Below are 22,066 nucleotides of genomic sequence, written 5' to 3' on the forward strand. Positions count from 1 at the left end.
GCTAAATAAATGATTAAAAAACGGAACTAATGCGTAAAACATTATATATCATCGGATTAAGCGCTTTTGTTTTTTCATGTACTCCACAGCAAAACGTGAAAAAAAATACGTATAAGCCGAAAACTCCCGTGGCACAGCCAAAAACTGCGGTAAAACAGCAAACTCCGGAGAGTCCAAAACCACAAATTACAAATGATCACGGAGTAGAATTTTTTACTACTAATATTGCTGATCCTACAAAGAATGATAATACTGCAAGCTACGGTTCTATTGTCTCTGCAAAACCGTCGGGATACAAAGTGGTAAAAACATATTTTCCTGCGATTGCCCAAAACTTCAGACAAAGATATCTGATATTACATTATACGGCATTGCCTGATGATAAATCTATCACTGTGCTTACACAACAGACTGTGAGTGCACATTATCTTGTAAACAATACAGGGGATAATGAGATTTATCAATTAGTAGATGAAAACAAACGTTCTTATCACGCCGGAGTAAGTGCTTGGAGAAATGACAAAAATCTAAATGATACATCAATCGGGATTGAAATAGTGAACGCCGGCTACACGGCTGATCCTTCAGGGAAAAAATTATTTGTACCCTTTAGTGATGAGCAAATTAAAAAAGTGGCAGCTTTGGCAAAAGATATTATTACAAGATATCAAATTCCAGCAACCAATGTTTTAGCGCATTCAGATATTGCACCGACCAGAAAACAGGATCCCGGCCCATTTTTCCCTTGGAAAAAACTTTACGACGAATATCAGATAGGAATGTGGTACGATGCGGCTATGAAACAAAGTTATTATGATATGGCTGTTTCGACAGATTTTATAGCAAAATACAATGATCCCACATTTATTGTCAGTGTTCAGACCCAATTGCAAAAATTCGGATACGGAATAGATGTAAGCGGAAAATGGGATGACGCAACCAAGAAAACAATTGAAGCTTTTCAGTATCATTTCCGCCCTCAAAACTATGATGGAATCATGGATGCCGAAACATGGTCAATTTTGCAAGCTTTAATTCAAAAATATCCTGTAAAATAAGTAATTTTAAAGCGCATTCGGAAGGATGCGTTTTTAATATATTTTAAATATACAAACACGTTAAAAAATCTGTAATGGAAAATTTCAGAAAAGAGAGCGATTTACTTGGTGAGCTGGAAGTTCCCGTAAATGCTTATTATGGAGTGCAGACTCAAAGAGCAATTAATAATTTTAAAATTTCGGGACAGCTTTTGTCTTCGTATCCTGATTTTATCAAAGGTTTGGCTTTTGTAAAGAAAGCGGCGGCTAAGACAAACTATGAATTAGGTCTGCTTAATGAGAATTTATACTTCAAAATTGCTGAAACCTGTGATGAAATTATTGATGGCCAGTTACACGAACAATTTCCTGTGGATATGATTCAGGGAGGAGCAGGAACTTCAATCAATATGAATGCGAATGAGGTAATTGCCAACAGGGTTTTAGAAAAATTAGGTAAAAATAAGGGTGAATATGAATTTTGTTCGCCAAATGATCATATTAATCTTTCTCAATCAACAAACGATGCTTATCCTACTGCTATTAAGATAGGTTTACTGCATATGAATGTCGGTTTGGTTGAAAAACTTGAAAAAATTGTTGATGTTTTCCGTGCAAAAGGAGAAGAGTTTCAGGATGTTATCAAAATGGGTAGGACGCAGCTTCAGGATGCGGTTCCAATGACTTTAGGCCAGGAATTCGAGGCCTTTGCAGCTACTTTGGAAGAAGATATTTCTAAGTTGAATAACAATGCAAACCTTTTCGTGGAAGTAAATATGGGAGCAACAGCTATCGGAACAGGATTAAATGCTCCGGTAGGTTATGCGAGTCTTTGTGCTAAAAATTTAGCCCAGCTTACAGGTTTTCCTGTGATCTCTGCACCAAATCTGGTGGAAGCAACGCCTGATACAGGTTCTTATGTAATTTACTCTTCGGCAATGAAACGTCTTGCATTGAAATTATCTAAAATCTGTAACGATTTAAGATTACTTTCATCAGGGCCAAGAGCCGGACTTTTTGAAATTAATTTGCCTCCTATGCAGCCTGGTTCATCCATTATGCCCGGAAAAGTAAACCCGGTAATTCCGGAAGTGGTTAATCAGGTTTGCTTTAAAGTAATCGGAAATGATTTGACAGTAACTTTTGCTGCAGAAGCAGGACAATTACAGTTAAACGTAATGGAACCGGTACTTTCCCATGCTATTATGGAAAATATTAACTTCCTTTGCAATGCTTTAGACACGCTTCGCGATAAATGTGTAGTTGGAATTACGGCTAATAAAGAAGTTTGTTTAAACATGGTAAAACACAGTATCGGAATTGTTACGGCGCTTAATCCTTACATCGGTTACAAACAATCAACTGCGATTGCAAAAGAAGCCCTTGAAACAGGGAAAAGTGTGTACAATTTAGTATTGGAAAAAGGAATTCTTTCCCAGGAAAGATTAGACGAAATCCTTGATCCGAAAAACATGTTGAAACCACACAATAAATAATATTCTGTGAGTAAAATAAAAAAAACTTTTCAGGCGCTTCAAAATATTGTACAGGAACCGAGTTTGCTTAATTTGGTGCTGAATGACAAAGATGTAAGGAAAAAAGATTTCCTTAAAAAATATTCTCATTTAGAAACTCTTCCTCAGATCAACCTGCTTGATCTGAGTGGAGGCTTCGATGAAACAGTTGATATTTGTTTCCTGGACGGGGCTTCGCTTCCGACAGATTTGGGACTGCTGAAAACGTTGGCAAAAGGAAAGAAGAGTTATTTTGAAATCGGAACATGGAGAGGGGAAAGTGTTTGGAATGTGGCTAAAGTTATAGACGACTGTACAACACTTAATCTTTCAAAAGAAGAAATAATAGCTTTAGGAATCGATAAAAAATACGCGGAACTGCATGGAATTATTTCTAAAAAAAATCCCTCTATCTTACATTTGGAAGGAAATTCAAAAACATTTGATTTTGGAGGCTTAAAGAAAAAGTATGATCTTATTTTTATAGATGGTGATCACTCTTATGAAATGGTAAGGAATGATACACAAAAAGTTTTTCAAAATTTAGTTCACGAAAATTCGGTGGTGGTATGGCATGATTATGCATACAATCCGGAAAAAGTGAGATATGAGGTTTTTAAAGGGATTTTAGATGGAATGCCTGAGGATTTTCATAAAAATCTTTATCATATTCAAAACAGTCTTTGTGCGGTTTTCATGAAAGGTGATTTTAAAACAGAAAAATTTCAGAACCTGAACGAACCTGAATTTTTATTTGAAGTAAATTTGAAAATAAAAAAGTGAGATTTTTAATAATTATTCCCGCTCACAACGAAGAAGACAACCTGTTGTTTACTTTAGAGTCTTTGGAAAATCAAAATTTTGAGGATTTTAAAGTGGTGGTAGTCAATGACGGTTCCACAGATGAAACCTCTGAAATTATCAAGGGTTTTACCGATAGAGATTTCCGTTTCGAAACCGTTAACCTTCATAAATCGGCGCATCAACCGGGCTCAAAAGTGGTAAATGCTTTTAAAAATGGTTTGCGTACTCAAAATCTGGATGAATTTGATATCATCTGTAAATTTGATGCTGATATTATTCTTCCCGGGAATTATCTTCAAACAGTAGGGAATGCCTTTCAAGATAATCCGGAATATGGTTTGGTAGGAGGTTTGTTATATGTAGAAAAAGGGGAAGAGTGGGTTTATGAAGGTAATTCAAACAAAAATCATGTGAGAGGCCCAATGAAAGCTTATCGAAAAGAGTGTTTTCAGGCAATTGGAGGATTGAGAGAAACTTTGGGCTGGGATAATATTGATTCGATTTTACTTGAAAATTTAGGCTGGAAAGAAGTTGTTTTACCTGAATTACATGTGAAATTAATTAAAGTAAAAGGCACAGATTATACAGTGAAAGCTTCCGATTATTACGGAAGATATTTCTATTTTTTAGGTTTAAAAAGGTTCTTAGCTTACGTTGCGTCTTCAAAAGAGGCAATCAAAAGTAAGTCGGTTTCATTTTTCTTTCAGATTGTCAAATCATACGAGAAATGCAGGTCAAATAAACCGGAATTAAAAATAACCGAAGCAGAGCGAAAAATAATCAACAATCAACGCTGGAATGCTTTAAAGAAAAAATGGTTGAGGATGTAATTTTGTAAAATGGTAAAATCGTTGAATTATAAAATTGCTGATTGCGGAGTTAAATAGTTTAAAACCTTGTATTAAAAGAAATAAATTGAGAAAAATAGCCTACATAGAAATTGATACCCATGCTGAAATTGCACAAAATTTTATTGAAGTTATGCAGGATTTAGAAGATTTTGTCGTAGATTATTATTTTTCAAAAAAGATTAAAGACCAGATAAAATATGATGGTGAATCTGTTTTTTTTTCGGACAGTTCAATGGTTTTAGAGCAACTTAAATTCAAAAAATACGACTTAATAATTGTCGGAACTGTTCATCGCTATTTTAATACTTTTCTGACTATTGCAGAAAAATATAATACTGCTTTTATTGTTCATAATATCAATTTTACCAAAGTTTCAAAATTGAGTTTAATAAAAAATATTTTTAAAGAAGATTTTATTTACAGATTAAAACTATGGTGGAAGGAAGGGCTTTTTTATGCTTCAAAAACTTACGATAAGGCAAAAAATCTTTTAGTTTTAGATGAAAAATTATGCTCGGATACATATAAATTCTTGCCGATATTTTATACCAAAGATTTTATTACATCCGATAATAAATCACTTACCATTATTATTCCAGGAGGTGTTTCACAAAAAAGGAGAGATTACAGGCATATTTTCAAAACTATTAAAGACTTAAATACTTCTGAAAATATTACATTTATTTTTCTTGGAAAAGCTCTGGATAATGAGCTGAAAATGCTTGAAGAAATATCATCAGGTTTACCTGAAAACATTACAGTTAAATATTTTTCTGAGAGGGTCTCTTCTGAAGAATTTGAAAGCTGGATGCAGAAAGCAGATGTCTTGTGGTGTCCGATTCAGCAGAACACTGCTTTTTTCAGCCAACAGGAAACTTACGGAATTACAAAGATGACAGGAAATTTGGGAGATGCTATTAAGTACGGAAAATTGGCTGTTTTTCCTCAAAACTATTCTTCAAATTTAGATTTTATCGTTCCTGAAAAGGAAAATATTATTGAACAATTTCATGAATTGAAAAAAATCAGCTTTGACTTTCATACAAAATATAACAAAAAATCTGTTCAAAGAAGTCTGGAAAGTGTTCTCAATCAATTAATTTCTATTTAAACTTTAAAATACTTTTAATAAATCTTACATTCAGATAATCTTCAATCGGGAAGATTTTTGTGAAGTAATTTCCGATATAAATTAATGCTAAAACAACTGCCGGTTTGTAGATTAAATTAATAAAATTGTTATTGAAATTCGGTAAAACAATTGCTACAGTAATTGCTAAAGTGCAAATAATCGACACAAAAATCATCTCAATCGTAAGAGGGGAGACTCTAAATACAATATAATTAAAAATAATTTTAATAACATTGTAAGTTGTCAAAGAAATAGCCGTGGATAAAGCAATTCCAACTAACTTAAGTTCTGTATTTTTGATGAAATAATAATTTAGTCCGATCGTTAATCCTGCCAATAAAAGCATTACTAGAATGTTGAATCTGTAATATTTGGATAACGAAATAATATTACCGTTAAATCCTGTTGCCAAGTCGACCAAAACTGCTGAGCCCCAAATCCATATCACGGGTTCATATTCTCTCAACATGACACCGTTTTTAGGCATGAATTGCGTAAGGTAAGGAAACCCTACCATGATACATGAAAAAAGGACAGCTCCTAAAAAATATAAAGTTAAAGACGTTTTTTTATGGAATCTGTCAAGTTCTTCCATATCACCGTCAGCTAGAGTTTTACTGATAATAGGCGCAGAAATATTAAATAATCCTAATTGTGGAATTGAAATAAGGGAAATTAAAGCATATAAAACAGCATAAATCCCGTTTTCTTCCATTCCCATAAATTCCCCAATCATAAAGCTGTTAATCGCTAAATAATTTCCGAAAGTTCCTAAAAATCCAAAGAAGCTGTAATTAAAAAATTCTTTCCAAAAGCCTTCTTTTTTGAAATAATCTGTACTGAAATCCAATTGAATTTTTTCAAGCTTATTGGTGTAATAAATATATCCGAAAAGCATTAGCGAAAACATTCCAAAAAAGAAAGCAAATGCAATTTTTTGAGACGAAACAAAATAAAAGAATAAGCAAAATGCTCCCAGATTTGCAATCTTAGGGAAAAGATTATCAAAAATATTAGACACTACAATTCTTTTATAATTGGAAGTGTATTTATTGAAAACTGCACAAAATGAGAGGATTAGAATTAACGGCAAAATCAGTTCTTTAATTTTCCATGCTTCTAATTGTTTAAATTTTGGATAGAAAAAAGGAATAATGAAAAATATTAATGTAAAAACAACAAAATTAACTAAAATAGCAAGTAGTGAAAGCGAAAGCATATTCTGCTTTTTACCATCTTTGTCTACTGTGTGAAAAAATTTCACATTCGAATATGAAATTCCTAACACTACAAATGGAACCAACATTTCAGCTGTTGGAAGAATGTAGCGTAGCTTACCATAAAATTCGAAGTCATTCGGGAAAATAAAAATCGCCGAAACAGTTCCCAACAAAAAACCAATATAGCCGATAATGGAATATTTAAATCCTTGTCTTGCAACTACACTCATATTTTTGTTTTAAAAGGTTTTAGGTATGAAAATAATGTTATTTATATATTCTGTTTTATTTTTTTCGTCGTTTGTGTTTTTTATTAAAATTTCTTCCGTCAGCTTTTCAAGCCCGAAAGTATGTCTGTTTAAATATTTTGCGTCATATCCCCAAGATTCAACTTCGGAAATTTCGTTCCATATTGGTGTGATGTGATGTCTTTGCTCCATTTCTACCATTAAAGTAGGCTGAAATTGCCGGATAATTTCTTTTGCGCCATTCAGCGTTTTCATTTCATTACCTTCAACATCTATTTTTATAAAGTCAAGTCTTGTAAAATGCTCAATTGCAGCCCAATCGTCTAATTTTAAAACTTTTACTTTTTCAGTATAGCTTTTCTCTTCCCCTTTTTCTTTGTAAGATATATTCAAAGTACCTCTGGAAGCAACCGGTTTTCCATTGATAACGGGAACTTTGAATTCTGCTGTCGTATTTTCATCGGAAAGGGCAAGCGGCAAAACTCTCATCAAAGGAAACAGTCTTTTTAGACGGCGGTACAATTTTTTATTAGGCTCAAAAGCGTAAATATTGTCGTTAATGAGCTTATTTTCAAGTTGATATAAAAATGTTCCTACATTGGCGCCAATATCCAGAATCACAGCATTTTTAGACAGGTATTCTTTTATCCATACCAATTCTGGCTCTACATTACGTTCTGAGAAATTATTTGGTGTAAGATTATTTAAATTCTTAAAATATCTTTTTTTATAAAAACTCGGACTGATATATTGTAGTTTTTCTGCAATTCTTTGGTATAAAGACATCCTTAGATTTTTTTGACGACCGACAAAGATACATAAAAATGTTAAACCAATGTTAAAAGAGACGATTTGTAAGTGATTGATTTACAAAATGTAACTTTTCTTACTGATTTTCGTAAAAATTGAAAATATATACAATCCGCCTTACGGTTAAAAGATTATAAAAAAGGAGTGTTTAGAAAATCGTTAAAAGGCTTCATGAGCTTGAAGATTGCAGTCAGGTTTTTTGCTGCATTTTTATCTGAAATTTCTTCATCTTTTAAATAATAAACAACAATGAAGCTTTTTAATTTCAGATATTCTGCCATGGGATCTTCTTTTTCAAAACCCTGAGGGATTTTTTTCAGTTTGTCATCTTGGTCTAATTCAGGGAAATGTTTTTTGAAATCCTTATTATTTAAAATTTTAAGAAAATCCTTTCCATACAAGGAAATTTCTTTTCTTACTTCTTTCAAAACAGAGGATTCAGGCATGTAAACCCCTCCTGCAATGAAAGATTTTCCAGGTTCCAGATGTAAATAATAACCACCTTTCTGACTGCCTTTTCCCATTCCTAAAGAAGCCCCGAAATTGGTTTTGTAAGGAATTTTATCTTTTGAAAATCTAGTATCACGATAAATTCTGAACAATGATTTTTTAGCATCAATTTTTCCTAAATCTTCATCAAATTCGGACATTTCTTTAATCAAGTCTTCAAGAAAGCCAATTATATTTTCCTGAGATTCTGTATAAAGGGTTTTATTTTCATTAAACCATTCGCGGTTATTATTTTTAGCAAGTTTCTTTAGGAAGTCAAAAGTATTTTTGGAAATAGTGGCAGGCATGTTTTTTATTTTGATCAAAAATAATTAAAACTATTCATATCTCAATGCTTCAATCGGATCAAGTTTTGAAGCTTTCAAAGCGGGGTAATATCCGAAAAACACCCCTGTGATGGCGCAGACAATGAAGGAAACAACGATTGATGATTCTGTAATAAAAGTAGGCCAGGAAAGGAAATAGGTAACGAGTTTTGTGGTCAAAATTCCTAAAATCACCCCGATGATTCCGCCGGTAATGCTTATCATAATTGCCTCAATAAGAAACTGATACAGGATATCTCTGCCTCTGGCCCCTATTGACATTCTTAGCCCGATTTCTTTTGTTCTTTCTGTTACGGAAACGTACATAATGTTCATAATTCCGATTCCTCCGACAATCAGGGAAATTCCTGCAATTGCGGATAAGAGTACGGTTAAAAGCTGGCTTGTTGAGCTCATTGTAGAAATAAGCTCTGCCTGAGTTCTTACCGAAAAATCATCATTGCTGCCATCTGCAGGAAGTTTATGTTGTTTTCTCAAAATTTCGGAAACCTGATCTGTTGCTTGTTGAGAAGTATTTTCATCGGTTGACGAGGCGTAAATGGTCTGAGCATAAATAATCCCTAAAAATCTTCTTTGAACCGTGTTAAAAGGCGCAATGATAACATCATCCTGATCTTGTCCGAAAGCATTGGAACCTTTTGAAGCTAATACACCAATTACTTTCATCGGAACTTTATTAAACCTAATGGTGCTTCCAACGGGATCTTCACCATTGGGGAATAAATTAGCAACAACGGTCTGACCCAACAGGCAGACTTTATTGGAAGAAGTTACATCTTTTTTCGTAAAAACCGTACCATCAGAAATTCCCCAATCCCTGATTTTAAAATAATCTTCACCCACTCCCTGAAGCTGGGTAGGCCAGTTATTAGGGCCGTTAATGGCTTGTCCGTTTGTCTGAACTGCCGGTGAGACATAGGAGACATCAGGAGCGCTTTTTGCAATGGCATCTGCATCCTGGGGTTTTAAAGTTTGTAATCCTGAGGCACCGATTCTTGCTCCACCGGAAACATTCACGTTACTTGAGGGACGAATCGTAATCATATTCGAACCCATTGAAGAGAGTTGATCGCTGATACTTTTTTTGGAACCTTCTCCGATAGCGGTCATGGCAATAACGGAGGCAACGCCGATAATGATTCCGAGCATGGTAAGAAATGCACGAAGCTTATTTCGTAAAAGTGCTTTCCAGGCAATTCTGAATAGGTTTGAAAGATTCATTCGTTTCCGTTTTTATTCTGGAACTTATTTATAATCGTCATTTACGGGAAGGTTTTCCAAAGCTTCCTTTGCTGATTTTATATCTTCATTTTGAACGTCTTTAATAACTTTTCCGTCCCTTAAAGTTACCGTTCTGCTACTGAAAGTGGCAATATCCGGTTCATGGGTTACGAAAACAATGGTGCTTCCCTGCTTGTTTAATTCCTGCATCAAGGCCATGATTTCGTATGAGGTTCTTGTATCAAGATTTCCTGTTGCTTCGTCGGCTAAAATCATTACGGGTTCATTCACTAAAGCTCTTGCAATAGCAACTCTTTGCTGTTGACCTCCCGACATTTGATTCGGTAGATGATCTACTCTGCTTTCTAATTTTACGGCAGCTAATGCTTTTAAGGAACGTTCATTTCTTTCTTCCGAAGAAATTTTCGAATTGTATAGAAGCGGAAGTTCCACGTTTTCTTTGGCAGTTGTTCTAGGTAAGAGATTGTAAGATTGAAAAACAAACCCTATTTTTTGATTTCTCAAAATTGCCAGTTCATCTCTGTCAAGATTTTTAATATTCACTCCATCCAAAATGTAATCTCCGCTTGTTGGTTTATCAAGACATCCTACAATATTCAGCAAAGTAGATTTTCCTGAGCCGCTGCTTCCCATTATTGTTACAAACTCACCTTTTTCTACAGTAAATGTAACACCTTTCAAAGCATGCACGATTTCGTCACCCATTTTGAACTCTCTTTTCAGCTCATTTATTTCAAGAATCTTTTCTGCCATGACTATTTGATTAGTTGATGGTTTTTCTTATATGATTTTAAAGTTTTATTATCTCGGACCGCCACCTCCGGCTCCGCCGCCACCGCCTCTGTTTCCTCCGCTATTTCCGCCACCTCTTCTTTGTGGCATAAATGGGCTTTTTGCTGTACCTCCGGAAGATTTTTTAGAAAGGTTTTTGTAACCGGTAATAATGTTGTCATTATTATTTAAACCCGAAATCACTTGTATTTCCGTGTCATTATCCATTCCTGTTTTTATTTTTTTACGGGTGATTAAGCTGTCTTTTCCAATAATCCAAACTCCTGCTTCGTTTTTGCCTTCAATAGCTGATTTTTCTTTTTTCGATCCTTTTCCTTTTTTACCATTGGAAAAAGGTGAATTGATTTTATATTTTTTTACAACTATACTATCCGGTCTGAAACTTGTTGCAGCAACAGGAATTTTCATAATATTGTTTAAAACTTCAGTATAAATATTAATATTTGCGGTCATCCCCGGTTTTAATTTTAAACTTGAATTATCTGCATTGATAATTGTAGTATAGTTCACAACATTTGAGGAAACAGTCGGATGAAGGCGGACTTCCGAAACTTCTCCGTTAAAAATTTCATCCGGAAAAGCATCAACGGAAAAAGTAGCTTTTTGACCTACTTTCACATTTCCGATATCGGCTTCATCCACAGAAGCACGAACCTGCATTTTCGTTAAATCTTTTGCAATACTGAAAAGGGTAGGCGTACTGAAACTTGATGCCACAGTCTGGCCTTCACTTACATTTCGGTTAAGGACAGTTCCGTCGATAGGAGAATAGATGTTGGTTAAAGATAAATTTTTCTTTGCCGTAGAAAGCTGTGCATTTACAGAATTTACCTGAGCTTTAGCTGCGTTATACTGGTTTTGGGCAACATCATAATCGGCTTTGCTGATAGCTCCGACTTTATATAATTGGGTTTGACGGTTGATATTAATTTCATTATACGCCAGGTTGCTTCTGGCATTTTGCAAATTGGCATTAATCTGTTCTGATTGGTATTGTAATAAATCAGGATCCAAAGTTGCTAAAAGTTGTCCTTTTTTTACGGTAGAGTTAAAATCAACATACAGATTTTTAATAATCCCTGAAACCTGTGTGCCGACTGCAACGGTATCAACAGGCTGAACTGTCCCTGTTGCTGTAATTGAGTTTGAAATATCACCCATTACCGGCTTCACCGTTTCCAGTTTGATTTTTACTTCTTCCTGTCTGATGAAAAAATACCAAATCGCTCCTAAAGCAATAATGCCACCGGCGATCCAATACAGCCATTTTTTATTTTTTGCTTTCATAGTTTACTTTAGATTTATAGAGTTGCCTGCGTAGAATTCGTAAATCTGTTTATTGAGGACTGCAGAATATTTTGCCTGCAGATAGTTTTGTATGGATTGAATATAAGAGAGTCTCTGCTGCTGAAGCTGTACATAATCAATGCTTCCGATTTTCATCTGAGCATTTACAATATCATAGCTTTGTTTATTGAGATCCATTTGTTTTGAAGCCGAATCGTATTGTGAAAGTGAATTTTGAAGATTGATATATGACTGTTCAATTTGCTGATTAAGAATTATTTTCGTGTTTTGTAAATCCAAATTTGCCTGTTCAATGGCAATTTTTGATTTTTCTACTTCCGTTTTATAAATCCTGTTGTTATAAATAGGGATTCCTAAGCTTAAACCAATAGGCAAATAAAAACTGTTTCCCAATTGATTAAAATAATTTCCGTTATTATAAGCGTAATTGGTCGAAATATTTCCTACCACACTCAAGGTGGGCAGAATGGAGGCCTGAGCCATTTTTAAGCTGGTATTGGAATTTTCTACATTTAATTCACCATATTTCACTTCCGGACGATGGTGTTGTGCTAAATCCTGAACCTCCTGTAAAGTTTTTAAATTGTTATCAACAATAATACGGTCAGGTTTTTCAATCTGGAAATCGTAATTGGTGGGTAATTGTAAAATTTGTTTAAGATTAACAATATTGGTTCTTAAATTATTTTGTGCTGCCACCAGATTGTATTCATCCTGAGCGACCTGCGCCTGAATCTGGAGATAATTTAATTTTGAAATATTTCCGGCTCTGTAAAACTGATCGCCTTGTTTTAATTGTGTTTTGGTAGTCATTAAAACACCTTCCATAGAGATGATATTTTCTTGGGCCATTAAAATATTCAGGTATGCTTGAGTGATATTTAACGTGATGTTGTTTTCTGCTTCCTGAACGGATAAATCTGCCATCTGAACCTGTAGATTTTTTGAAATTTCATTGTTTTGAATATAACCTGCATGATACAGTGTCATAGAGGAGCTTGCTCCGATACTCTGTGTCTGTGCACTATTTACATGAAGTCCGTTGCTTCCGTTTACAGCAAATAGTCCTTGTGAAATATTTCCGTTAAGATTAGGGTATTTTGCTTCTTTTGCCTGTAAAAGGTCTTGGTTTGCGGAATTTTTTGATAGTCTTAAAGAATTTATAGAAATATTATTTTCTTTTGCATATTCGATACAGTTTTGTAATGTCCAATTGGATGGATAATTTTTTGTTTGGGCGAGTATCTGAAGCGATTTGAAAAGCAATATCAAAAAGAAAAATTTGCGTTCCATAGGTTTATTTTTGAAAATTCATAAATACCACTGAAAAAATCAATCCAATTTAATAAAAAAAAATAATGTTTAACAGGTTTTTAACGTGAACGTTGTTTTTTTGTAATTAATTTTTAAAAAGATAAAAAAATATTAAAGGATTCTGAATTTAAGTTTAGTTATTTAAAACTTTATTCAAAATCAAATATTTATTGTATCTTTGCAAAAATTTTATAATATTTAATGAATTTATTTACGGAGACCAATTTAAGTCCTGATATTCTTAAGGCAGTTGGCGAACTGGGTTACGAAAGCCCGACAGAAATCCAAAAACAGACTATCCCTTTCATTCTTTCAGATATTCGCGATTTGATCGCTCTTGCGCAGACAGGGACAGGCAAAACAGCAGCGTTTTCGCTTCCGATTTTGGATATGATTGACGATACGAGTCGCAAAATCCAATTTTTGGTGCTTTGTCCGACACGAGAATTATGTCTTCAGATTACAAAAGACATAAAAAATTATTCTAAATACATGAAAGACATCAAAACTACAGCAGTTTACGGTGGAAGCAGTATTATGGAACAAATGAGATCTCTGAAGGATAAACCACAAATCATTGTAGGTACTCCGGGAAGAGTAATCGACCTTATCAACAGAAAAGCACTTGATTTTTCTGCTATTCATTGGCTGGTTTTAGATGAAGCTGATGAAATGCTTTCAATGGGTTTCAAAGACGAATTGGAAACAATTTTGAGCGAAACTCCTGAAACAAAACAAACTTTCTTGTTCTCTGCAACGATGAACAAAGAAGTGGAAAGAATTTCTAAAAATTATTTGACAAAGCCACACAGAATTTCTGTAGGTTCTATTAACGAGGTTAAAAAGAACATTAAACATGAATATTATGTGGTAGGATACCGTCAGAAGAAAGAAGCGCTGAAGCGTCTTATTGACTCAAATCCTAATCAATATTCTATCATTTTCTGTAGAACAAGAATGGAGACTCAGGAAATCGCTGATTTCTTGATGCAGAATGGATATGCGGCAGATGCTTTACACGGAGATTTGTCTCAGGCCCAGAGAGATACGGTGATGAAGAAATTCAGATTAAAAAACATCGATATCCTTGTAGCGACAGACGTGGCAGCAAGAGGTCTGGATGTAAATTCTTTGACTCACGTTATCCATTACTCTTTACCTGATGATCCCGAAGTTTTTGTTCACAGAAGCGGAAGAACGGGTAGGGCAGGAAAAGACGGTATTTCAATGGCGTTGATTAAGCCTGAAGAAAGCCGGAAATTAAAACAAATAAAATCAGCTACCAAAATTGATATTGTAGAAAGTACAATTCCTACGGGAGAAGATATCATTAAAGCTCAGGTAGGTGGTGTTTTTGAAAGTCTTTTTGAGGTGCACGAAGATTTCTTTGAATTTGATGACTCTTTGATTCCTGATTTATCAGCATTTACAAAAGAAGAACTGGTTCACAAATTACTTCAGTTCCAGCTTAAAGATCTTGCCCTTTATTACAAAGACAGACATGATCTTATTGAGCAGAAGCTAAGCAGCCGTGACGATGATTACTCTAGAAGAGATCGTGACAGAGGCAGGGATCGCGATAGAGGCAGAGATCGTGACAGAAACGAAAGAAGTGGAGAAAGAAGAGAACGTAGCGGAAAACCTAGAAGAAAGAATGAAGATATGGTAAGATTCTTCTTTAATCTCGGTAAAAAAGATCAATTGAAAAAACTAGATGTTTTGGATATTATCAACAAAGCTACATCTGGGAAGAGCAAAAAAAGAGCGGAAATCGGCGATATTGAAATTTTAGAGAAATTCTCTTTCTTTGAGGTTGAAAAATCGTTTAAAGGTGATCTTTTGAGCAATATTTCCACCATGAAATTCAGAGGTAAAGATATGAGGGCTGAAGAAGCTAACTAAACTCATCCTAAACTATATAAACCGGCTGTAAAGCCGGTTTTTTTTATTTGAAAATCAGGGAATAACGTAATGTTAACAAAACTTAATGTTATATCCTTCCGGGTAAGGCTCTTTTTTAAGAAATTTGCATTCAAATTATAAATACTTAAAAATGGGGATTGGTAATATTTTCCACGCTTTTCAACCAAAGGATAAAATCTTCTTCGTGCTTTTCGAGAAAGTAACAGAAAATCTAGTTGCAATGTCTGAGGAATTCAACCATGGAATCAAAGATTTTGATTTGAATGATGACACAATGTTGAAGAAAATGAGCGACTATGAACATAAAAATGATGAGCTTACTCATGAAATCTTTGTAGAATTGGGTAAAAATTTCATTACTCCTTTTGACAGAGAAGATATTCACACTTTGGCAACTGGTCTTGACGATATTGCTGATTATATCTACGCTTCTACAAAATATATTTTCTTATATAAATCTCCTGAATTAAAAGCATATTCAGATTTCTCTTTACTTATCCACAAAGCATGTCTTGAAATTCAGAATGCAATGAAAAACCTTAAAGGTTTCAAAAATATGGAGCAGGTAAAAGAGGCTTGTATTAAGGTAAATTCTATTGAGAACATTGCTGATGACTTACTTTCAAACTCAATGGTAGAATTATTTGAAACAAACGACGCTATTAATATTATCAAAGTTTCATCTGTACTTAATTATCTTGAAGTAGTAACTGACAAAGCAGAAGATGTTGCCAATACTATTGAGAACATCATGATTAAATACGCTTAAACAATAATTAACGAAAATGGAATTTCCGGTTTTACTGATAGTTATTATTGTTTTGGCTTTGATTTTTGATTACATCAATGGTTTCCATGATGCTGCCAATTCAATTGCGACTATCGTTTCTACAAAAGTTTTAACTCCTTTCCAGGCTGTACTGTGGGCGGCACTTTGGAATTTTGCGGCTTTCTTTATCGCTGCTTATATTATTGGAGAATTTAAAATTGGTAATACAATTGCCAAAACGGTTAATGAGAATTTTATCAATCTGGAAGTCATACTTTCAGGTCTGGTTGCGGCCATTGCCTGGAACCTTTTGACATGGTGGTTTGGGATTCCTTCATCATCATCTCATACCTTGATTGGAGGGTTTTTAGGAGCCGCCTTGATGCATGCCTTTATGATGGATTATCATGATGTAGCCGCCGCTCAGCCGGCTTTGGGTACTTGGGAAACGTTCAAGGAAGCGATTCATCAGGTAACGACACAGAGTGTTGTGAAATTTGATAAAGTAATCCCAATTTTCCTGTTCATTTTTATGGCTCCGATAATCGGGATGGTAATCTCAATTATCATCACTTTAATTATTGTTCATCTTTATAAAAGATCAAACCCTCACAAAGCGGATCAGTCATTCAAGAGACTGCAGTTGGTTTCTTCGGCGTTGTTCAGTTTAGGACACGGTCTGAATGATGCACAAAAGGTAATGGGTATCATTGGAGCTGCATTGATTTATTATCACGTAAATATGCTACAGGATCCTGTTTATTTGAATATTCCTTCAGCTGGGCGTTTCGATTATTTCGCTGAGCATTATCTTTGGGTTCCTCTGGTTTCGTTCTTGGCAATCGGTTTAGGAACAATGAGCGGTGGATGGAAAATCATCAAAACAATGGGTACTAAAATTACAAAAGTAACTTCATTGGAGGGGGTGAGTGCTGAAACTGCAGGTGCGATTACTTTATTCATCACAGACCACTTTGGTATTCCTGTTTCTACAACACATACGATTACAGGTTCTATCATTGGAGTAGGTTTGACAAAAAGAGTTTCTGCCGTAAGATGGGGTATTACAGTAAGCTTACTATGGGCTTGGGTACTGACAATTCCTATCTCAGCAATTGTTGCAGGAATTACTTATCTTGTCGTAACATTTTTCTCTTAAAAGCAGAAAAAATTTAAATCATAAAAAAAAACTTTGTCCAACGGGCAAAGTTTTTTTTTATGTATAAAGTGAGTTTTATCTATTTACTTAAAAGCTTTTCCATGAGCTTATTTTGCATTTCCATAAGCTGACTTATTTGTTCTTGTTGTTTTGTAATCTGTTGTTGATTATTAAGTAAATTTTTTAAAATATTTTCAGAAACGTTGCTATGTATTGTGACTGTACTATAAATGTTTCCAACAGAGGAATCTGCATTGTTTTGTATAATTTGATCATCCAAAAAATATTGAGGCTCTACCTTAAAAAAATCTGCAATCTTTTGCATGAAGAGAAAATCCAGTTTTTCTATTACACCATTTTCTATTTTGCTGAGATAGCTTTGAGAAATATCTAATTGATATGCCAAATTTTCTTGAGAGATATCTTTTTGTTCTCTTAATTTTTTGATTTTGAAACCTATACTGTTATTCATGATTTTTGAAATTGAAAGGTAAAGATAATCTTTTTATAAGAATTTTTTTATTCCAAACGGAATAGTATTTTATTCTTTTTGGAATTGTCAACTAGGGAAATGTTTTACATTTTTGAGTAAAGTTTTCGCGAAATACTTTTGGTGTAAAAAATTATTATTAACTTTAAATTTCAAATCAAGATGAAAAAAATTTTATTAGCAGCAGCTTTTGGAGTTGCTGGGATAGTAAGTGCTAAAGATGCTGTAAAAAATGAATTTGGCAAAAAAGCACAATCAGAAAATCTTAAAAAAACAGAATTCTGTATTAAACCTACAAAAAAAATAATCAGTAATATCAAAGTAATGACATCGTGTGGCTTACCTGCATACATAACTTGGGATACCGATTGGGGAATTGAATGCTTAATGAGTGATGCTGCTGCCGCTGATTATTTAACTTGTGCCCCTTAATGAAAATACATTACCCATCACATTTTGATGGGTAATTTTTATAATATCAAAGTATGAAAAAACAAATTTTATTAGTTCTAATTTTAGCCTTATTTAATAATATTTTAATTGCCCAAAAGGTTAATTCTGAAATAGCTTATTTTTATAAATATAGTTATCATACAGATTCTACAAACATTGATAAAATAAATACAGAAGATACTGTATTGCTTACAAATTCTAAGGAATCATTATTTTGCAGCTATACAAAAATGAAGAATGACTCAACGATTTTAAGTAACATACAAAAAGGTAACATGGTTATTGATTATAGTGTTTTGCCAAAAAGCAAAGTAAATCAAATAGTTTTTGTAAATAAAGAAAAGGAGAATATCATTACTTATGATAAAGTTATTAATGTCACATTCGGTTTCCCTGTATCTCAATTAGAGTGGACATTGGGAAAAGAACATAAGAAAATTGGTGAATTTGATTGCCAAAATGCTTATTGTATATTGAACGGAAGGAAATTTGAAGCATGGTTTACAAAATCGGTTCCTGTGAATGAGGGGCCTTACCGATTTAAAGGTCTGCCAGGCCTGATTGTAGAAGTATACGATGATAAGAAATTTTTTTACTTTATTTTAAACGGAATTAAAAAACAAACCCTTTCAACTGAATTGCCAAAAAACTTTATCCCGACAACAATAGAAAATTTTAAAAGTAAAAGACAGGAGTTTTTGAATAATCCCGCCGGTGTAACTAAGGTTTACATGGGAGATAGAATAAAGATTGATCCACAAGTGGTTAACAATAATTTTAAAAATTATAACTTATTTTTAGATTAGAAAAACTGCAGCCAAGTGTTTTATTTTTATTATTGTCTAAGCAAAAAATGTTTTTATTAACCCCTTAAAAAATCGTATTTTTGCTTAAACTATTAGAATTTATGGAATTTTTAGACAGATACCAACAGATTGTTGCTGATGCCATTACTAAATACACTTTTAAAGATAAACCTACGGAGTTATACGAACCGATGAATTATATCATCTCCCACGGAGGGAAACGTCTTCGTCCGATTATGGTTTTAATGGCTTGTGATTTATTTGGAGGTGATTTGAAAGAGGCTATTAAACCCGCATTAGCCATCGAATTTTTCCATAACTTTACCCTTATCCATGATGATATTATGGATGAAGCTCCGTTGAGAAGAAACAAACCTACTATCCATACTTTACACGGAATTAATGTCGGTATTCTTTCAGGTGACGGATTAATGCTGAAAGCCTATAAATTTTTCGAAGATCTTGAGCCTGAAATTTTTAAAGCTTGTATCAGAATTTTTACTCATACAGGTTTGCTTTTATGCGAGGGACAGCAATATGATATCAATTTTGAGACTCAGGAAAATGTAACTTTTGATGATTATATCAGAATGATTACCTATAAAACAGGAGTTTTAAGCGCTTCTTCATTTGAAATCGGGGCCTTGATTGCAAAAGCTAACTTTAAGGATGCAAAGGCTATTTTTAATTTCGGAAAACATATCGGAATCGCTTTCCAGATTATGGATGATTATCTGGATGTATTCGGAGATCAGGCCCAGTTTGGTAAAAAACATGCCGGAGATATCTATGAAAATAAAAAAACAGTTCTTTATCTGATGGCGAGAGAGCATGCAACAGAAGAAGAAAGAAAAGAGCTGGATTACTGGTATTCTAAAAAAACGGATAATATAGATAAAGTTTATAATGTTGAAAAGATTTTCAGAAGAACAAAAGTTGACGAAAAAGCTTTACGTTTAATTGAAAAACACAACGAAATAGGACAGAGTTATCTTAAGAAAATTAATATTCCGGAAGATAAGAAAAAGCCATTTACTGAATTGGCAAATTATTTATTGAGAAGAGAAAGTTAAAAGTTAGCTAACAGATTTTAGGTTGATTTTTACCCAAAATGAAATTCAGGACAGAAGTTGATATTAAAGAATCACAGAAGAAGATTGATGTTGAAGATAAAATATTTTCAATAGGGTCATGCTTTGCTGCTGAAATGTCAGATTTATTTCAACAGGGGCAGTTACAAACGGTAAATAACCCTTTTGGAACGATTTTTAATCCCTTTTCTATCAATAATTCTATTAAAAGGCTTCATGATTCAGCATTTTATGAAGAGGATGATTTAATCACATTTAATGATGAATTTATCTCCTTAGATCATCATACGAGCTTTGACACACGGTTTATTCATAAAACCTTAGAAAAAATTAACTCTAAAATTGTTGAAGGAAATCAATTTCTTCAGGAAACTAAGTGGGTTATTATAACCTACGGCACTTCATTTATTTATGAATTTATTCCGAAGCAGAAGTTAGTCGGAAATTGTCATAAAATTCCACAGAAATTTTTCCAAAAAAGATTATTAACACATTGTGAGCTGACGGATGCCATTTATAATACGATTTTAAACTTAAAAGATATCTGCCAGGACAGTGTTCAACTGTTATTTACGGTTTCTCCTGTTCGTCATACAAAGGATGGAATGATTGAAAATCAATTGAGCAAAGCCAAATTAATCACTGCGGTTCACGAGGCAGTTCTGCCATTTGAAAATTGCCATTATTTACCCATTTATGAAATTTTAATGGATGATTTACGCGATTACCGTTTTTATAAAGATGATATGATACATCCTAATTCTCAGGCCGTTAATTATATTTTTGACAAATTCGGGAGTGCTTATTTTTCGGAAGAAACAAAAGATTTTATTAAAGAAAATTTTAATATTAATAAAGCTTTAGAGCATAGAACGGAAGACAAAAAAGATCCGAAGTATATAGAATTTAAAGAAAAATTAAATCAAAGGATTGAAAAGCAACAACAAAAAGTAAAACATAAAATATTTTCAAATGCTTGATTTTACAACCATTGATTATTTGAAGGAGGGGAATGAAAAGCAAAAAAGAGCATATAATGTTCTTATAAAATACCAAATTTTCGAAAAACTGAAAGAATATTTTCCAATTTTGGCAGGGACAATTCCTATTGAGATTGATACTGACAAAAGTGATTTGGATATTATTTGTGAAGTCAAGGATATGGCTGGGTTTGAAAAAAAATTAAAACAAATTTTGCCGGAAAATATTGATTTTCAAATTACAAGAAATAATATTCATGGTGAGGAATGTGTTATTTTAAATGGTATTTTAGACGAATTTTCAATCGAAATTTTCGGACAAAATAAACCTGCGTTTGAGCAAAATGCCTACCGTCATATGATTGCAGAATACAAAATATTACGGGAAAAAGGTGATGATTTTAAACAAAAAATAATAGAACTAAAAAAGGAGGGAATAAAAACAGAACCTGCATTTGGAGTATTGTTAGGATGGGAAAATCCTTATGAAGATCTATTAAAATTTAGAAAAAAATGATTGATACACATACGCATTTATACGCGGAAGAATTTGACGAAGATAGAACAGAAGCTATTCAAAGAGCTTTATCTAAAGGTATTACAGAATTTTATCTTCCCGCTATTGATTCTGAATCTCATGAAAAGATGCTTCAGTTGGAAGCAGCATATCCAAAGCAGATTTTCGCAATGATGGGTTTGCATCCGTGTTATGTAAAACCTGAAATATGGGAGAAAGAATTAAAAATTGTAAAAGGATACCTTGATCAAAGAGATTTTCCGGCGATAGGTGAAATCGGGATTGATCTGTACTGGGATAAAACGACTTTAGATATTCAAATTAAAGCTTTTGAGCAGCAGATTGATTGGGCAATTGAAAAAGATTTGCCAATTGTGATTCATACAAGGGAAAGCTTTGACGAAACTTTCGAAGTGCTGGAAAGAAAAAAACATCTAAAGCTTCGCGGTATTTTTCACTGTTTTTCCGGAAATCTTGAGCAGGCAAAACATGCAATAGATTTAAATTTTATTTTGGGAATAGGTGGGGTAGTAACTTTTAAAAATGGAAAAATTGATCAGTTTTTAAATGAAATCCCGTTAGATAAAATTGTTCTGGAAACGGATTCCCCATATTTGGCACCGGTTCCGCACAGAGGAAAAAGAAATGAAAGTTCTTATCTTGATTTGGTGGCTGGGAAATTAGTTGATATTTATAAAACAGATTTCTTGGAAATTGACAGAATTACAACTGAGAATGCCAAGAAATTATTTGTTCAAATCTAAAGAAAA

At 33.6% G+C, this 22,066-nt stretch carries 22 protein-coding genes; 14 read left to right on the forward strand and 8 right to left on the reverse strand.

Annotated elements, in window-relative coordinates:
• Positions 1–29: 29 nt before the first annotated feature.
• From ACM39_RS03665 to ACM39_RS03685, 5 genes are all read left to right on the forward strand, one after another.
• The gene (locus ACM39_RS03665; protein WP_048509671.1) at positions 30–1,058 is read left to right on the forward strand and encodes an N-acetylmuramoyl-L-alanine amidase; all 1,029 of its coding nucleotides are present in this window, start codon (positions 30–32) and stop codon (positions 1,056–1,058) included.
• A 74-nt stretch (positions 1,059–1,132) separates the two neighbouring features.
• Positions 1,133–2,533 (forward strand): aspartate ammonia-lyase, encoded by a 1,401-nt coding sequence (aspA, locus tag ACM39_RS03670; RefSeq protein ID WP_048509672.1) that lies wholly within the window; start codon positions 1,133–1,135, stop codon positions 2,531–2,533.
• Positions 2,534–2,539: 6 nt separating this feature from the next.
• On the forward strand, positions 2,540–3,334 hold the full coding sequence (locus tag ACM39_RS03675; protein WP_048509673.1) for a class I SAM-dependent methyltransferase: 795 nt from the start codon (positions 2,540–2,542) through the stop codon (positions 3,332–3,334).
• Positions 3,331–4,185 carry a glycosyltransferase gene (locus ACM39_RS03680; RefSeq protein ID WP_048509674.1) on the forward strand — a complete coding sequence of 285 codons (855 nt, stop codon included), beginning with the start codon at positions 3,331–3,333 and terminating at the stop codon, positions 4,183–4,185. The genes ACM39_RS03675 and ACM39_RS03680 overlap by 4 nt, the downstream gene beginning before the upstream one ends.
• An 85-nt stretch (positions 4,186–4,270) precedes the next feature.
• Positions 4,271–5,317, forward strand: coding sequence for a hypothetical protein (locus tag ACM39_RS03685; protein WP_048509936.1), 1,047 nt, complete (start codon positions 4,271–4,273; stop codon positions 5,315–5,317).
• On the opposite strand, the gene ACM39_RS03690 is transcribed toward ACM39_RS03685, so the two are convergent.
• From ACM39_RS03690 to ACM39_RS03720, 7 genes are all read right to left on the reverse strand, one after another.
• Complete coding sequence (locus tag ACM39_RS03690; protein WP_048509675.1) at positions 5,310–6,788, reverse strand: lipopolysaccharide biosynthesis protein; 1,479 nt, start codon at positions 6,786–6,788, stop codon at positions 5,310–5,312. The two genes, ACM39_RS03685 and ACM39_RS03690, sit on opposite strands and share 8 nt — an antisense overlap.
• Before the next feature lie 9 nt (positions 6,789–6,797).
• On the reverse strand, positions 6,798–7,592 hold the full coding sequence (locus tag ACM39_RS03695) for an FkbM family methyltransferase (RefSeq protein WP_048509676.1): 795 nt from the start codon (positions 7,590–7,592) through the stop codon (positions 6,798–6,800).
• A 155-nt stretch (positions 7,593–7,747) separates the two neighbouring features.
• The gene (locus ACM39_RS03700) at positions 7,748–8,413 is read right to left on the reverse strand and encodes a DUF2461 domain-containing protein (RefSeq protein ID WP_048509677.1); all 666 of its coding nucleotides are present in this window, start codon (positions 8,411–8,413) and stop codon (positions 7,748–7,750) included.
• Positions 8,414–8,443: 30 nt separating this feature from the next.
• Positions 8,444–9,673, reverse strand: coding sequence for an ABC transporter permease (locus ACM39_RS03705; protein WP_048509678.1), 1,230 nt, complete (start codon positions 9,671–9,673; stop codon positions 8,444–8,446).
• Between the two features lie 24 nt (positions 9,674–9,697).
• Positions 9,698–10,447 (reverse strand): ABC transporter ATP-binding protein, encoded by a 750-nt coding sequence (locus ACM39_RS03710; RefSeq protein ID WP_048509679.1) that lies wholly within the window; start codon positions 10,445–10,447, stop codon positions 9,698–9,700.
• A 48-nt stretch (positions 10,448–10,495) separates the two neighbouring features.
• A complete protein-coding gene (locus ACM39_RS03715) occupies positions 10,496–11,773 on the reverse strand; it encodes an efflux RND transporter periplasmic adaptor subunit (protein WP_048509680.1) in 1,278 nt (425 codons plus the stop codon).
• 3 nt (positions 11,774–11,776) lie between these two features.
• Complete coding sequence (locus ACM39_RS03720) at positions 11,777–13,087, reverse strand: TolC family protein (protein WP_048509681.1); 1,311 nt, start codon at positions 13,085–13,087, stop codon at positions 11,777–11,779.
• 222 nt (positions 13,088–13,309) lie between these two features.
• Here ACM39_RS03720 and ACM39_RS03725 point away from each other — a divergent pair, with 222 nt between their 5' ends.
• The 3 genes from ACM39_RS03725 (at position 13,310) to ACM39_RS03735 (ending at position 16,959) form a co-directional block, all read left to right on the forward strand.
• Entirely contained in the window at positions 13,310–15,010 is a 1,701-nt protein-coding gene (locus ACM39_RS03725) for a DEAD/DEAH box helicase (RefSeq protein ID WP_048509682.1), read from the forward strand.
• Positions 15,011–15,161: 151 nt separating this feature from the next.
• Positions 15,162–15,800 (forward strand): DUF47 domain-containing protein, encoded by a 639-nt coding sequence (locus ACM39_RS03730; protein WP_048509683.1) that lies wholly within the window; start codon positions 15,162–15,164, stop codon positions 15,798–15,800.
• Between the two features lie 16 nt (positions 15,801–15,816).
• Positions 15,817–16,959, forward strand: a complete 1,143-nt coding sequence (locus ACM39_RS03735) for an inorganic phosphate transporter (protein ID WP_048509684.1) — start codon at positions 15,817–15,819, stop codon at positions 16,957–16,959.
• A 79-nt stretch (positions 16,960–17,038) separates the two neighbouring features.
• Here ACM39_RS03735 and ACM39_RS03740 read toward each other — a convergent pair whose 3' ends face one another.
• Complete coding sequence (locus ACM39_RS03740) at positions 17,039–17,431, reverse strand: helix-turn-helix domain-containing protein (protein WP_048509685.1); 393 nt, start codon at positions 17,429–17,431, stop codon at positions 17,039–17,041.
• Positions 17,432–17,611: 180 nt separating this feature from the next.
• On the opposite strand from ACM39_RS03740, the gene ACM39_RS03745 reads away from it, so the two are divergent.
• The 6 genes from ACM39_RS03745 to ACM39_RS03770 all read left to right on the forward strand — a co-directional run bounded on the left by ACM39_RS03745 (position 17,612) and on the right by ACM39_RS03770 (position 22,060).
• Complete coding sequence (locus ACM39_RS03745; RefSeq protein ID WP_048509686.1) at positions 17,612–17,881, forward strand: hypothetical protein; 270 nt, start codon at positions 17,612–17,614, stop codon at positions 17,879–17,881.
• Between the two features lie 53 nt (positions 17,882–17,934).
• Positions 17,935–18,708: a GLPGLI family protein gene (locus ACM39_RS03750; protein WP_048509687.1), complete on the forward strand. Its 774-nt coding sequence runs from the start codon at positions 17,935–17,937 to the stop codon at positions 18,706–18,708.
• Positions 18,709–18,809: 101 nt separating this feature from the next.
• Positions 18,810–19,781: a polyprenyl synthetase family protein gene (locus ACM39_RS03755; RefSeq protein ID WP_048509688.1), complete on the forward strand. Its 972-nt coding sequence runs from the start codon at positions 18,810–18,812 to the stop codon at positions 19,779–19,781.
• Positions 19,782–19,819: 38 nt separating this feature from the next.
• Positions 19,820–20,779 carry a GSCFA domain-containing protein gene (locus tag ACM39_RS03760; protein ID WP_048509689.1) on the forward strand — a complete coding sequence of 320 codons (960 nt, stop codon included), beginning with the start codon at positions 19,820–19,822 and terminating at the stop codon, positions 20,777–20,779.
• Positions 20,772–21,296 carry a DUF4269 domain-containing protein gene (locus tag ACM39_RS03765; protein ID WP_048509690.1) on the forward strand — a complete coding sequence of 175 codons (525 nt, stop codon included), beginning with the start codon at positions 20,772–20,774 and terminating at the stop codon, positions 21,294–21,296. Before ACM39_RS03760 ends, ACM39_RS03765 begins: the two co-directional genes overlap by 8 nt.
• A complete protein-coding gene (locus tag ACM39_RS03770) occupies positions 21,293–22,060 on the forward strand; it encodes a TatD family hydrolase (RefSeq protein ID WP_048509691.1) in 768 nt (255 codons plus the stop codon). Before ACM39_RS03765 ends, ACM39_RS03770 begins: the two co-directional genes overlap by 4 nt.
• The last annotated feature ends 6 nt before the right edge of the window (positions 22,061–22,066 follow it).

It is taken from the genome of Chryseobacterium sp. FH2, from assembly GCF_001045455.1.
Classification (GTDB): domain Bacteria; phylum Bacteroidota; class Bacteroidia; order Flavobacteriales; family Weeksellaceae; genus Chryseobacterium.

What these genes read in the sequence shown, in the direction of transcription:
- ACM39_RS03720 (WP_048509681.1), bottom strand. Translation starts at nt 13,087, where the DNA reads ATGGAACGCAAATTTTTCTTTTTGATATTGCTTTTCAAATCGCTTCAG.
- ACM39_RS03690 (WP_048509675.1), bottom strand. Translation starts at nt 6,788, where the DNA reads ATGAGTGTAGTTGCAAGACAAGGATTTAAATATTCCATTATCGGCTAT.
- ACM39_RS03710 (WP_048509679.1), bottom strand. Translation starts at nt 10,447, where the DNA reads ATGGCAGAAAAGATTCTTGAAATAAATGAGCTGAAAAGAGAGTTCAAA.
- ACM39_RS03745 (WP_048509686.1), top strand. Translation starts at nt 17,612, where the DNA reads ATGAAAAAAATTTTATTAGCAGCAGCTTTTGGAGTTGCTGGGATAGTA.
- ACM39_RS03755 (WP_048509688.1), top strand. Translation starts at nt 18,810, where the DNA reads ATGGAATTTTTAGACAGATACCAACAGATTGTTGCTGATGCCATTACT.
- ACM39_RS03715 (WP_048509680.1), bottom strand. Translation starts at nt 11,773, where the DNA reads ATGAAAGCAAAAAATAAAAAATGGCTGTATTGGATCGCCGGTGGCATT.
- ACM39_RS03700 (WP_048509677.1), bottom strand. Translation starts at nt 8,413, where the DNA reads ATGCCTGCCACTATTTCCAAAAATACTTTTGACTTCCTAAAGAAACTT.
- ACM39_RS03705 (WP_048509678.1), bottom strand. Translation starts at nt 9,673, where the DNA reads ATGAATCTTTCAAACCTATTCAGAATTGCCTGGAAAGCACTTTTACGA.
- ACM39_RS03735 (WP_048509684.1), top strand. Translation starts at nt 15,817, where the DNA reads ATGGAATTTCCGGTTTTACTGATAGTTATTATTGTTTTGGCTTTGATT.
- ACM39_RS03760 (WP_048509689.1), top strand. Translation starts at nt 19,820, where the DNA reads ATGAAATTCAGGACAGAAGTTGATATTAAAGAATCACAGAAGAAGATT.
- ACM39_RS03770 (WP_048509691.1), top strand. Translation starts at nt 21,293, where the DNA reads ATGATTGATACACATACGCATTTATACGCGGAAGAATTTGACGAAGAT.
- ACM39_RS03740 (WP_048509685.1), bottom strand. Translation starts at nt 17,431, where the DNA reads ATGAATAACAGTATAGGTTTCAAAATCAAAAAATTAAGAGAACAAAAA.
- ACM39_RS03665 (WP_048509671.1), top strand. Translation starts at nt 30, where the DNA reads ATGCGTAAAACATTATATATCATCGGATTAAGCGCTTTTGTTTTTTCA.
- aspA (WP_048509672.1), top strand. Translation starts at nt 1,133, where the DNA reads ATGGAAAATTTCAGAAAAGAGAGCGATTTACTTGGTGAGCTGGAAGTT.
- ACM39_RS03750 (WP_048509687.1), top strand. Translation starts at nt 17,935, where the DNA reads ATGAAAAAACAAATTTTATTAGTTCTAATTTTAGCCTTATTTAATAAT.
- ACM39_RS03695 (WP_048509676.1), bottom strand. Translation starts at nt 7,592, where the DNA reads ATGTCTTTATACCAAAGAATTGCAGAAAAACTACAATATATCAGTCCG.
- ACM39_RS03765 (WP_048509690.1), top strand. Translation starts at nt 20,772, where the DNA reads ATGCTTGATTTTACAACCATTGATTATTTGAAGGAGGGGAATGAAAAG.
- ACM39_RS03725 (WP_048509682.1), top strand. Translation starts at nt 13,310, where the DNA reads ATGAATTTATTTACGGAGACCAATTTAAGTCCTGATATTCTTAAGGCA.
- ACM39_RS03730 (WP_048509683.1), top strand. Translation starts at nt 15,162, where the DNA reads ATGGGGATTGGTAATATTTTCCACGCTTTTCAACCAAAGGATAAAATC.